Source organism: Streptomyces sp. NPDC102462, from assembly GCF_044765425.1.
Taxonomy (GTDB): Bacteria; Actinomycetota; Actinomycetes; order Streptomycetales; family Streptomycetaceae; genus Streptomyces.
Window position 1 is genome coordinate 172,043 of record NZ_JBIWKB010000006.1, and the last position, 11,884, is coordinate 183,926.

Annotated in this window: 11 protein-coding genes; 6 read left to right on the forward strand and 5 right to left on the reverse strand. The window is 71.3% G+C overall.

What is annotated here, in order from left to right:
• Positions 1-310 precede the first annotated feature (310 nt).
• Complete coding sequence (locus ACIRFL_RS07920; RefSeq protein WP_404025158.1) at positions 311-901, reverse strand: TetR/AcrR family transcriptional regulator; 591 nt, start codon at positions 899-901, stop codon at positions 311-313.
• 88 nt (positions 902-989) lie between these two features.
• Here ACIRFL_RS07920 and ACIRFL_RS07925 point away from each other — a divergent pair, with 88 nt between their 5' ends.
• Together ACIRFL_RS07925 and ACIRFL_RS07930 are read left to right on the forward strand one after the other, a co-directional pair.
• Positions 990-2,282 carry an MFS transporter gene (locus tag ACIRFL_RS07925; RefSeq protein ID WP_404025161.1) on the forward strand — a complete coding sequence of 431 codons (1,293 nt, stop codon included), beginning with the start codon at positions 990-992 and terminating at the stop codon, positions 2,280-2,282.
• A complete protein-coding gene (locus ACIRFL_RS07930) occupies positions 2,275-3,207 on the forward strand; it encodes an alpha/beta fold hydrolase (RefSeq protein WP_404025163.1) in 933 nt (310 codons plus the stop codon). Before ACIRFL_RS07925 ends, ACIRFL_RS07930 begins: the two co-directional genes overlap by 8 nt.
• A 31-nt stretch (positions 3,208-3,238) precedes the next feature.
• Here ACIRFL_RS07930 and ACIRFL_RS07935 read toward each other — a convergent pair whose 3' ends face one another.
• A complete protein-coding gene (locus ACIRFL_RS07935) occupies positions 3,239-4,012 on the reverse strand; it encodes a polysaccharide deacetylase family protein (protein WP_404025165.1) in 774 nt (257 codons plus the stop codon).
• Between the two features lie 46 nt (positions 4,013-4,058).
• On the opposite strand from ACIRFL_RS07935, the gene ACIRFL_RS07940 reads away from it, so the two are divergent.
• Positions 4,059-4,493: a hypothetical protein gene (locus tag ACIRFL_RS07940; RefSeq protein WP_404025167.1), complete on the forward strand. Its 435-nt coding sequence runs from the start codon at positions 4,059-4,061 to the stop codon at positions 4,491-4,493.
• Positions 4,494-4,518: 25 nt separating this feature from the next.
• Here the strand turns inward: ACIRFL_RS07940 and ACIRFL_RS07945 are convergent, their stop codons facing one another.
• The gene (locus ACIRFL_RS07945; protein WP_404025170.1) at positions 4,519-5,358 is read right to left on the reverse strand and encodes an SDR family oxidoreductase; all 840 of its coding nucleotides are present in this window, start codon (positions 5,356-5,358) and stop codon (positions 4,519-4,521) included.
• 72 nt (positions 5,359-5,430) lie between these two features.
• On the opposite strand from ACIRFL_RS07945, the gene ACIRFL_RS07950 reads away from it, so the two are divergent.
• Together ACIRFL_RS07950 and ACIRFL_RS07955 are read left to right on the forward strand one after the other, a co-directional pair.
• Complete coding sequence (locus ACIRFL_RS07950) at positions 5,431-6,360, forward strand: AraC family transcriptional regulator (RefSeq protein WP_404025173.1); 930 nt, start codon at positions 5,431-5,433, stop codon at positions 6,358-6,360.
• Between the two features lie 173 nt (positions 6,361-6,533).
• The gene (locus tag ACIRFL_RS07955) at positions 6,534-8,495 is read left to right on the forward strand and encodes an Ig-like domain repeat protein (RefSeq protein WP_404025175.1); all 1,962 of its coding nucleotides are present in this window, start codon (positions 6,534-6,536) and stop codon (positions 8,493-8,495) included.
• A gap of 12 nt (positions 8,496-8,507) precedes the next feature.
• Here ACIRFL_RS07955 and ACIRFL_RS07960 read toward each other — a convergent pair whose 3' ends face one another.
• Positions 8,508-9,566: a hypothetical protein gene (locus ACIRFL_RS07960; RefSeq protein WP_404025178.1), complete on the reverse strand. Its 1,059-nt coding sequence runs from the start codon at positions 9,564-9,566 to the stop codon at positions 8,508-8,510.
• Positions 9,567-9,628: 62 nt separating this feature from the next.
• Entirely contained in the window at positions 9,629-10,816 is a 1,188-nt protein-coding gene (locus tag ACIRFL_RS07965) for a PP2C family protein-serine/threonine phosphatase (protein WP_404025308.1), read from the reverse strand.
• 361 nt (positions 10,817-11,177) lie between these two features.
• Here ACIRFL_RS07965 and ACIRFL_RS07970 point away from each other — a divergent pair, with 361 nt between their 5' ends.
• Positions 11,178-11,618: a hypothetical protein gene (locus tag ACIRFL_RS07970; protein WP_404025180.1), complete on the forward strand. Its 441-nt coding sequence runs from the start codon at positions 11,178-11,180 to the stop codon at positions 11,616-11,618.
• Positions 11,619-11,884: the final 266 nt, after the last annotated feature.

Consider the following 11,884-nt stretch of genomic DNA (forward strand, 5'->3'; position numbering starts at 1 on the left):
CGGTTCGGTGGACGCCCACTGGTGGGCAAGGCCGACCAGGGCGGCGGAACTGTAGGTCAGGAAGGTACGGCGGTCCATGGAGGTTCGCAGAGCCTCTCGAAGTGCGGGAACGGTGCTGTCGGGCCCGTGAGGTACCGAGCTGTCACGGCCGGGCAGCCAGTGGGGCCAGCCAAGGTGAGCAACGAGGCGCTGGTCGATCCCGAACGACGAGCTGGGACGAGCCGGGCAAACACCGGGGTCCTGACGCGTGCCCTGGCGCGTGGCGGGTTGTGGGCGGGCCGGCGGCGGAGTCCGCTGTGCCGGGCACGTCTCAGTCGCTCGTGCCGAGGGTCTGGGCGAGTGCGTCGAGGGTCACGTCGACGATGGCGCGCAGTTGCTCCGTGCTCGTTCCGGCTCTGCTCATGACGGCGAGGGACTGGTTCACGGCCGCAAGGTGGGTCGCGTAGGACTCGGCCGCCTCGTCGTGCAGTCGGCCGGCCTTCAGCGCGGCGCGCAGCCGGGTGTGCTGGAAGCCGATCGCCTCCCGTGCACGCGCCGCGACGCTCGCGCTCAGCACCGGGGTCGCCATGACGGTCTGGGCCACCAGGCATCCGTCGGGCACAGCGGGGTCCGCGATGCGTTCCAGGGTGACGTCGAAGAACGCCCGCGCGGCTGCCAGGGGCCGGTCGGCGGCGCAGGACAACGCGGCGTCGTACTTGTCTCCGTAACGCGTGGCGTAGCGCTCCAGGCAGCGGATGAAGAGCGTGTCCTTGTCGCCGAGGGAGGAGTAGATGGAGCTGCGGTTGAGTCCGGTCGCCCGGGACAGGTCGTCCACCGACGTGTCCGCGTAGCCGGCCCGCCAGAACTGGATCATCGCGGCATCGAGCGCCGTGGCGACGTCGAACTGCTTCTTGCCTGCCATGCCGGCACCTCCCTCCTGCTCTGCCTTCTTCGTGGTGACCATCATCCCATCTTGAACTGATCGGTTCAAGATGGGCTAGGGTGAACGCATGATCTCGGCCGGACACCCCGCAATCCGCACAGCGCAGCGACACACGCACCGCGTGCTCGCGGTCGGCGCCATCGCGTTCGTCTACACCGTCGTCATGGCGGGCGGAACGCTGACGATCCCGCTGTACGTGCTGTGGGCCTCGCAATTCGGCTTCGGACCGCTCACCACCGTCGTCCTGTTCATCGCCTACGTCGTCGGAGTCGTCGGCACCCTGCTCGTGGCCGGTTCCCTGTCCGACGCCATGGGCCGCCGTCCCGTTCTCGCGCTGTCGCTCGCCCTCACGGCGCTGAGCACCCTGGGATTCGCGCTGGCAGACGGCCTCACGGTCCTGCTGATCTCGCGTGTGCTGAGCGGCGTGGCGACCGGGCTCATCACCGCGACGGCAACGTCGGCGATCGCGGAACTCGTGCGCGGGCGCAGGACGGCGGCCGTGCTGAGCACCGCGGCCAACGTCGGCGGCCTGAGTCTCGGTGTCGTCGCCGCGGGCGTCCTCGCACAATGCGTCACGGCACCGACTCACACCGTGTTCTGGTGCTACCTGGCGATGTGCGCCGTCGCCGGCGTCTCCTGGCTGGTCATCCCCGAGACCACAGACGAGACCGCAGACGAGACCGCAGACCGAACGGCGCTCCGGCGGCCTCGTATCCGCCGCCCGGTCCTCCCCGACGGACCAAGCCGGGTGCGGTCGTTCGTCGCCAGCGGCGTGCTCGTCGCGGCCTCCTCCGGCGTCAACGGGTTCTTCTCCTCGCTGGCTCCCGCGTTCCTGCGCGACGACCTGGGCGTGTCGAACTTCGCTGTCATCGGCGTGGGCGTCGGCACCCTGTTCATCAGCGCGCTGCTGGCGCAGATCGTCATGCCCGCGGCCCTTCTGCGACGCGACATCGGGACGGCCCTCCTGGCCGTGGGCATGATCGTCATCGAGGCCGCGCTGTGGACCCGCTCCGCGCCGCTTTTCATCGTCGGCACCGTCTTCGCCGGCGCGGCAGTCGGAACGCTGTTCCGACACGGTCTGAGCGTCACCGACGCACTGTGCGATCCCGGCAATCGGGCCCAGCTCAATGCAACCTACTTCTTGTTCCTCTACTCCGGGCTCGTCGTCCCGGTCCTGCTGCTCGGTTTCGCCGATCAGACCCTCGGGACACGGGCCTCCAGCACCATGCTCGCCGCTCTCGTCGTGTCCACCGCCCTCGTGGGCCTCGCCCTCGGCCGACGCGCCGAACCAACCAGTACACCCGACACCTTCAGCAGACCGTCAACACACCTCACACCAGTGGAGGACAATCATGAATGACCCCGCACGCGCCCCCCGCGCCTCCGGCAACCCGGTCCGCGACCTGCCGCTGCCCGACCTGGCCGGTTTCACCCACCGTTGGGTCGACGCGGGCGGCGTCCGGCTCCACGCGGTCGAGGGCGGCCGGCCGGACGGTCCAGCCGTCGTGCTGCTCGCCGGGTTCCCGCAGACCTGGTGGGCATGGCGCAAGGTGATGCCGGACCTGGCCGACCGGTTCCACGTCATCGCGATCGACCTGCCGGGCCAGGGCCACTCCGAACGCCCTGACATCAGCTACGACACGCACACGGTCGCAGCGCACGTCCACGCCGCGGTCAAGGCGCTCGGAGTCCCGGCATACTGGCTGGTCGCCCACGACATCGGCGCGTGGGTCGCCTTTTCCTTCGCCTTGAAGTACCAGAGCCAGTTGCGTGGCCTGGCACTGCTCGACGCCGGCATCCCGGGCATCACACTCCCCGACGCCATCCCGACCGACCCCGAGCGGGCGTGGAAGACCTGGCACTTCGCCTTCCACCTCGTGCCCGACCTGCCCGAGACCCTGCTCGCCGGCCGCGAACGGGAGTACGTCGGCTGGTTCCTGAAGGTCAAGACCCTCTCCTCCGACACCTTCGACGACGCCGAAATCGAGCAGTACGCCGCGTCCGTGGCCGCCGACGGCGGTCTCCGCGCATCCCTGGCCTACTACCGTGACGCCGCCGAGTCGGCGCAGAAGAACCACGAAGCGCTGGAACGACAGCGCCTGACGGTCCCGGTTCTCGGGATCTCCAGCAGCCACGGCTCCATCCCCGACATGGCAGCGTCCATCAGGCCGTGGGCCGACCACGCCACCGGGATCGTCGTGCCGGACGCAGGACACTTCATCCCCGATGAACAGCCCGATGCCGTCGCTGCCGCGCTGACCGACTTCATCACCGAAGACGACTGAGACTCAGCGGACGCTCCGCTCGTCCGGCCGGTCACTTGTAGATCTTGCCGGGCTCGGCCTTGGCCGGAGCGAGCAGTTGGGAGACGGCCACAAAGGTGTAGCCCTGCCTGCTGAGCGCCTTCAGGATGGACGGCATGGCAGGCACGGTGCCCTTGTGCAGCGGGTGGAGCAGGATGATCCCGTCGCGGCCGGCGCCGTCGAGCACGCGCTTGGTGATCAGCGCGGTGTCGCTCGTCTGGTAGTCCTTCGCGGTCACCGTCCACAGGACCTGCGCCATCCCCAGTTCCTTCGAGATCTTGGAGACACGGTCGTCGGTGCGGCCCTGCGGCGGGCGCATCAGCGTCGGCTCGCTGCCGGTGATGTCGGAGATGGCCCGTGCCGTGCGGCGCAGCTCGTCGCGGATCTGCGCGTCAGAGACATCGGTCAGCACCGCGTGCGTCCAGGTGTGGTCCCCGATCTCGTGGCCGTCCTCGGCGATCCGCCGCACCACATCCGGGAACTTGTGGATGCGCCGGCCCTCGAGGAAGAACGTCGACGGCGCCTCGTACTCCTTCAGGAGGTCCATCAGCCGGTCGGTGGGTTCGCCCGGGTTGCCGTCGAAGGTGAGCGCGATGCACTTGGCCTTCCGGCAGTCCGTCTGCCCCGACGGTACGCGTGCTCCCGACGCGGCCCGGTCGCGTTCCTCGCGCGGGGAGAGCGTGTCCAACTTGTGCGCCTGGACGACCATGACGACGGTCGTCACGGCCGCCACCACGGTCAGAGTCATGAGTATGAGCAGGTGACGCCGCCTTTTCAGGATCTTCATCTCAAGGAGAGGAATTCAGCGCCAAAAGGGTTGCTCAGCGGCTCCGATGGTGAGTCAGGACACGTGTACGCAGCACGTTTCCAGCGAGCTGTCGCGCCCAGGCCCGCCCGAGATCGTCGCCGCCCTGCTGCGGATCCGCCGGCTCGCGCCGTTCGGCGTGCGGCGCACGAGCGGACGGTCGCTGCTCGCCACCGCCGCGGGTTCAGCGCCACCCCGATCGACGAAGAACTCGTCTTCCGCGGGTGCCGGCCAACGCCCTGGGCCGCTAGGCCCTGTCGTCAGCGTGCTCACCGGCGCCGCGGTCTTCGCGCTCGCGCACGGCCTCAACCCGGTGCTGCCCGTCGCGTTCACAGTCGCGTCACCAACGCCGTGCGTCGGCCAACGCCGTGCGGCCGCGGCGCACCGGCTTGGTGTCGTCGTTCGCGGCGTCAGCGACGCGCTCGCCATGGCGGTCCCCGTACTCACGCCGGTGGGCAAGTGAGCCGCGGCCGAACGGTCTTGCGTCGTCAGCCGGCGGCGTACTTCGACAGCGCCCAGCTGTCGTACTCCTTCTCCGAGGTCTCTCGGCGCATCGCCGCCGCCACCTCGGTGTCCTCGCCGACCACATAGCGAAGCTGCGTCGTGTCGTCCGACGCCGCGGTGACGATGACGTCGGCCACCGTGCTCTCCGTTGCCAGCCGGTACGGAGAATCCTGCTGGAACCGGGCCATGACGCGGCGTACGTAGCCCTCGTAGGCGGGCGGGACGGGCACCGCCTGGGAGGTCTCGGCCGTGCGCTGGACGAAGTTGGTGTCCGGCACCAGGCCCGGCTCGACGAGCTTGACCACGACCTTGCGGGTGGCGAGTTCATAGCGGAGGGATTCGGTGAAACCCTCCACGGCGAACTTGGTCGCGGCATAGACCGACATCAGCGGCTCGGGCACGATGCCGGAGCCCGAGGACACATTGACCACACGGCCCTCGCCCTGCGCCGCGAAGTACGGCACCGCCGCCTGCGTGACCCGCATCATGCCGAAGACATTGGTCTCGAACAGGTCCCGCACGTCCGCCATGGGTGTGGCCTCGAAGACCGAGAACAGCCCCACCCCTGCGTTGTTGACCACGCAGTCCAGCCGGCCGAACCGCTCGACCGCCCGCTCGACCGCGGCGGTGACGGAGTCGGCGTCCCGTACGTCCATGGCGCGGACCAGAAGATTCTCGGCGGGCTCCTTGGGCCACTCGGCCTCCGGCCGCCTCGCGGTGGCGGCCACGTTCCAGCCCCGCGCCAGGAACGACGCGACCGCCGCCCTGCCGAAACCGGATGAGCCGCCCGTCACCAGAACCGTCTTGCGCTGTTGATCAGTCATGTCTCCAGGGTGCGGCGGCATGGCGGGACTGTCTATCATCGATCGTCCGTCGATGATGAGCGAGCGTCCGACATGACCGACCCTCTGGCCGACCTGATGCGCCTGATCCGCCCTCATGCGGTCCTGTGGAAACGGATCGAAGGCGCCGACCGGTGGGCGATCCGGTTCCCCGCCAACAGCGACATCACCTTCGGGACGGTGACACGCGGCCACTGCCTCCTCCTCGGCTGCGGCCCCGCACTCGAACTGGCCCAGGGAGACTTCCTCCTGCTCTCCGGACCGTCATCCGCCTTCACCTTCTCCAGCGACCCGGACACCGCACCCGTGGACGGTGAGGCGCTGATGGCCCAGGCCCCCGACAACGCGGTCACCGTCGGCGCCGGAGCCGGGCCCACATGCCAACTGGTCGGCGGCCACTTCCAGATCGACGCGCCCAACGCCCACCTGCTGCGCGCCCTGATGCCGGGCAGGATCCACTGCCGGGGCGCGGACCCCGGCACCGGACGCATCTCGCATCTCCTCGACCTGATCGCCGACGAGGCGACCTCGGACCGTCCCGGCACCGGCTATGTCCTCCCGCGCCTGGTCGAGGTCATGCTCGTCGAGGCGCTGCGCGGCCATGGCCCTTCGGGGCCGGGAATCCATTCCGAGGGTCTGCTCAGCGGCCTGGCCGACCCACAGGTCTCAGCCGCGCTGCATGCTCTGCACGCCGACGTCCGCCGTCCGTGGACCGTGGCCGACCTGGCGGCGGCAGCGCACATGTCGCGCTCGGTGTTCGCGGAACGCTTCACCGAGCGGGTCGGCACCACCCCCATGGACTATCTGCTGGCCTGGCGCATGGCACTGGCCAAGGACGCGCTCATCCGCGGCGACCAGACCCTCACCAAGATCGCCCATGCCGTGGGATACGGATCGGCGAGCGCCTTCAGCAACGCCTTCCGCCGCACCACCGGCCTCCCCCCGGGCCAGTACGCCACCACCCGGCGCGTTCCCCCGCCCTGACGGGCCGTCGACTCCGAGGGGCCCGGCGGCACTGGCCCGTTTGTCGGTGGCATGACCCAGTCGCCGGGCCCTAGTCTTCACACACACGCCACACCCGGCTCACAGAGTGACCACACGAGCCGGCACGGGGCGCCCACATCCATTCGTTCCGGGGGGTTCGAATCAGCGTGCGTATGCGCACCCTTCCCGCCGCCACCGCCCTGGCGGTCCTGTTCAGTTCGGCGGCGCTCGCCGCCACCACTCCGGCGTACGCCGACTCCACCAAGATCCTGCCGGTCAGGTCGGCCGGCGACATCGTGGTGGACTCCGCCCACCAGCGGGTCTTCGTCAGCGATCCGACCGGCGGAAAGATCGTCGTCACCACCTACGGCGGGACCGTCGTGCAACAGCTGACCGCCCTGCCGGGCGTCGCCGGCCTGGAGCTGTCGGCCGACTCGGCGACGCTGTACGCGGCGGTCGGCGGCGACGACGCGATCGTGGCCGTCGACACCGCGACCGGCACCGAGTCCGCCCGCTACGCGGTGGGCGACCAGCCGCGAAGCGTCGCCGTGGCCGGCGGCCGGATCTGGTTCGGCTACGGCGCCTCGGGCTACGGCGACCTCGGCTCGGTGGACCTGACGGGCGAGCAGCCCGTGATCACGCTGGGGCAGGCGACGCACTCCTGGTACGGGGCGCCGATCCTGGACGCGGCCCCGGACTCGGGCGTGCTGCTGGCCGGCGAGACCGCGAGCAGCCCGTCCTCCCTGGTCTCGTACGACGTCACCACGGGCGCCCCCGTGCGGCTCGCCGCCACCACCGCGGGCTCGTTCATCCGGGACGTCGCGGTCACACCGGACGGCCAGAACGTCATCACGGCCAGCGGATCTCCGTACCACCACCCGGTGTTCAAGACGGCCGACCTCACGCCGAACGGCAGCTACGCCAGCGACGCGTACCCGAACGCCGTGGCCATCGCCCCCGACGGCACGGTCGCCGCGGGCATCGACGGCTGGTACGACCCGGACGTCTACGTCTACCGGCCCGGCGACACCACGGCGGTACGCGAGTACGACTTCCCGAACACGGGCAGCACGAGCGGCTCCGACGTGCTCGCCGACTCCGGGCTCGCCTGGACCACGGACGCCTCCCGCCTGTTCGCGGTGACGTCCAACAGCAACGACGTCTTCTCCCTGCGCGTGCTGACCGGCCCCACCAAGGCGGCCACCACCGTCACGGTCGACGCCCCCGCCACCGCGCCCCGCGCCAAGAAGCTCACCGTCAAGGGCAAGGTCACCTCGAAGGTGCCGCTCCCGGCCGGGTCCCCGCTGACGGTGACCCGCACCGACCTGGAGTCCCCGAGCGGCAAGCAGCTGCCCTCGGCGACGGTCAAGGGCGACGGCACATACTCCTTCACCGACACCCCGACGGTCGGCGGCAAGGTCACCTACAAGGTGGCGTACGCCGGTGACGCCGGGCACACCGCGGGCTCGGGCAGCGACTCCGTCGACGTCTCCCGCGCCAAGCCGGCGCTCACCCTCACCAACAACGGCAAGGTGTACGCGTACGGCGCCGACGTGAAGTTCACGGCGCACCTCGGCACGACGTACAAGAACCGCAAGGTGGAGATCTGGGCCGACCCCTTCGGCGGTGACAAGCCGAACAAGCTGGTGAAGTCCGGCACGGTCAACTCCAGCGGGAACCTGTCGGTCACCCTGGACCTCAAGCGGGACACCAAGGTCACCGCGAAGTTCGCGGGCGACGCCCGCTACCAGCCGCGGACCGTGGCCAGCACGGTCGGCGCCCGGGTGAAGGTGTCCACGTCGGTCAGCGGCCACTACAAGACGAAGAGCACGTGGGGCCACACGTACTCCTTCTTCCGCAAGTCCAAGGACCCGCTGTTCACCACCAAGATGTCGGCCTACCCGGGCCGCAAGCAGCGGCTCACCTTCCAGGTGTACTACAGCGGCCACTGGTACGACGCCGGCTCGGACTACTTCGCGCTCAGCTCCACGGGCCTGTCCCAGGTGCGGCTGGAGGGCACCCACGACACCGGCTGGCGCTTCCGGGCCCGCTCCTCGTACGTCAACGGCAGCTCCGGTGACACCGTGAACTCGACCACGCACGGCGCCTGGAAGTACTTCACCTTCACCAGCTGACGGGCGGACGGCTCAGCCCTGGGTCTGCAACTCCCGCAGATGCTGCTGGACATGGTCCAGGGCGCCCTGTCTGCGGCCCGGGACGCGGCGGCGCAGGTCCGCCAGGGTGGGGCCGAGTTCCCGGGCGTGGGCCGCGTCGGCGATGCGGCCCCACTGGTGGTGGGCCCGGTCCACGGCCGCCTCCACCGCGGGCGCGTCGGCGGGCTGCCCGGCGGCCAGCCGGGCCCCCGCCACGGTCAGCCAGGTGCGACAGCTGCGCACCGCGTCGCCCGCGAACATCGCGAGGTCCGCGCGGACCTCGGCCCAGTGCAGCGCGTCCTCGGCACCCGGGCCGTGCGCGCGCACCGCGGCCTGCTCCCACCGCGCGGCCAGCGCGTCCGCCTCGGCGTGCCGGCCGGCCTGTACGGCGGCGGCGATCGCGGCGTGCGGATCACCGCCCGCCGGGGCGGGCGCGGCCAGCAGGATGTTGCCGGCCGCCTCCTCGCCCAGCCGGGCCACCACCTGCTGGTGCAGCTGCTCCAGGGGCGGCCGGTGTCCGCTGCGCAGCACCGTCGCCACCGCCTTCATGTACGACGGCACGGCGACGGTGCGGCGGGCCGGGGGCGGCGCTATCCGGCCGTAGACCGGGTTGTTGCGGCCCGAGTCGAGCGGCGCGGTGTGCAGGTGCTGCCAGGTTTCGGCGTCCGCGTGCAGATCGACGACGAGGGTGGTCGCGCCGGACGGCCGCAGCCGCAGCTCCTCGCGGATCCAGTGCCAGGGGAAGGCGGTGTAGCGGACGGTCGCCGCGGTGGTGCGGGCCAGCGCCAGATGCGGCAGGCGCTGGCGCCGGTCGAGCTGGAGCTGGCCGGCGACGAACACGGTCAGCGGGCCGGGGGCCGCCGCGGCGGCGCGCAGCCGGGTCAGTACGGCCTGCGGGTCCAGCGGATCGGCGAGTTCGACCACGTTGGCGGTGTCCGTGCCCGCCAGCACGTCGGGTGCGACGGCCGCGAGGACGGGGAGCACGGACGCCGCGTCGACCAGGCGGCCCCGGCCCATCGGCGAGGCCGCGAGCAGCAGCACGGTTCCGGGCATCGTCCCTCCCCTGTCGATCACCTAGGGCAGCACGGTAACCGCTGCTGCTGCGAAGAAGGGCCTCAGGACCGCAAACGTCCCCGTACGGGAATCTGGACGGGAGTCCAGCCCATCACCCGCCGTACCGCGAAAACCGTGGTGTCGTCCGCGAGATGACCGCCGGTGTGGCGGAGCGTGCCGGCCCGCACGAAGGCCACGAGCCGGGTCGGCTCGGCCGTGCGCGGGTCCGCGGCCACCGCCCGGATCACCTCCTTCGCCAGCGGATAGAACCCGCCGGTCCCGTCCCTGGCCTCGGTCACCCCGTCGGTGACGAGCAGCAGGGTCTCCCCGGCGCCCAGCGCCACCCGGTGCGCCCGCGGCGGTCCGTCCGCGAACTCGCCCATGCCGAGCGGCAGGCCGTCGCCGGGCGGGAGCAGCCGCACCCCGCCGGGGGCGACCGCCATCGGCGGCTCGTGGCCGAAGTTGACGATCTCCACGAAGCCCGACTCGCGGACGGGGAAGCCGACCAGTACGGCGGTGGCGAACCGGTCGCTCTCCTTGCGGCCCAGGTCGGCCGTGTACCGGCGGTGGCGCAGCATCCGGGTCTCCAGGAGTGCGGCCACGGCCGCGAGGTCCGGCTCGTGGTAGGCGGCCTCCCGGAAGGTGCCGAGCAGTGCGACGGCCGTGGACACCGCGCCCAGGCCCTTGCCCTGTACATCGCCGACGAAGACACGGGGCCCGTGGGGGCCGGGCTGGATGTCGTAGAAGTCGCCGCCGACGCGGGCGTCCGTGTCCGCGGACAGATAGACGGCCGCGTTCTCCAGGCCGGCCCAGGCCGGCGGCAGCTGGCGCAGCACGGTGCGGCGCGTCGTGTCGACGGCGTCCCGCATGTGCAGCATGAGGCGTTCGGTGCGCAGCCGGACCGCGCACGCCAGGGTGGCGAGGACCCCGCCGAGGGCGATCAGGACGAAGTCGGGCAGGCCCGCCTGGTAGTGGCTCGGCCAGGCGGCGTCCACGAGGAAGTACGCCAGCAGCGAGAGCACCCCGAATCCGGCCGTGGTCCACACCCCGCAGATCGCGGCGGCCGTGCCCGGTACGAGGACGATCCAGGAGATGATGCGGAACTTCTCGGTGGTGTTGATGTCGACCAGGACGATCAGCGCGAGCAGCAGGAGCGGCACCACCCACGAGACGGCGAGCCCGTGGATCCGCAGCAGTTGCCGCGGCGGGGCCTCGTCGTCGCCGGTCACGGCGTGCGGCCCGCCCTTCATGGACTTCAGACAAGCATGGGTGCGCACCGCCCGCATCCGGGCACCCGACCCGCACGACTTGCCGGCCACCGGCCCCAGGTGTGCCCTGGAAGCCGAGGAGAAACCCGGGGGTGAAACCCGGGGGCCCATGCCTGGGGTGCGTCTCGGGGGCGCATTCCTGGGGGCACCACCGGGGTTCTCCGGCGGCGCATCCCGGGTTCCCTGGGGGCGCGTTGCCGGGGCGCACCCCGGGAGCATCCCCGAGGCGCGTCCCGGGGACGCATCGGGAGGACGCATCCCTGGGCGTATCCCGGGAACGCGTCACCCGGGGGCATGGCATCCCCGGGGCGCATCCTCGGGGCGAATGGAGAGGAGTGCTCTCATGGCTCATGCGGCACCCGCGTCCGGGGGCGTGCCCCGCGAGCGCCGGACACCCGATGTCTTCGACGAGCGCACCCACGCGGTGGCCCGGCTGGCGTTCCCCGTCCTGCTCGGGCTGCTCTACGGCTACTGGGCCGCGGCCAACCGGCGCGACGGCGGGCCCATCACCGGCTGGAACCTGCTGTTCGGCTTCGTGACCGCGCTGGTGTTCGTCCTGGTGTACCTGGGCGTGCAGGCGCTGGCCCCGCGGATGCGGCGGGAGGTGCACGCGCTGCTGTGGACCGCGTTCGGCGGCATCGCGTTCGGCTTCCTGTACAGCCAGTCCGGGGAGACCGCGCTGCGCTCCACCGGCATGTCACTGGCCGTCGCCGCGGTCATCTTCATCGTGATCTTCTACCGCTACTACACCCACGAGGACGCAGAGGGCCGCAGAATCCGCTGACCCCGCCTCCGGCACGAGGCCGGAACGGGGATGTGAGGCGGAGGCCGACACGGGGCGCAGGCCACCACCGGGCGGGGCCGCGGCCGGACAAGGCCGCCACCGGACGTAGGCCACCAGACGAGGCCGCGGCCGGACGAGGCCACCACCAGGCGAAGCCACCACCGGGCGGGGCCACCACCGGGCGGGGCCGCGGCCGGACAAGGCCGCCACCGGACGTAGGCCACCAGACGAGGCCGCGGCCGGACGAGGCCACCACCAGGCGAAGC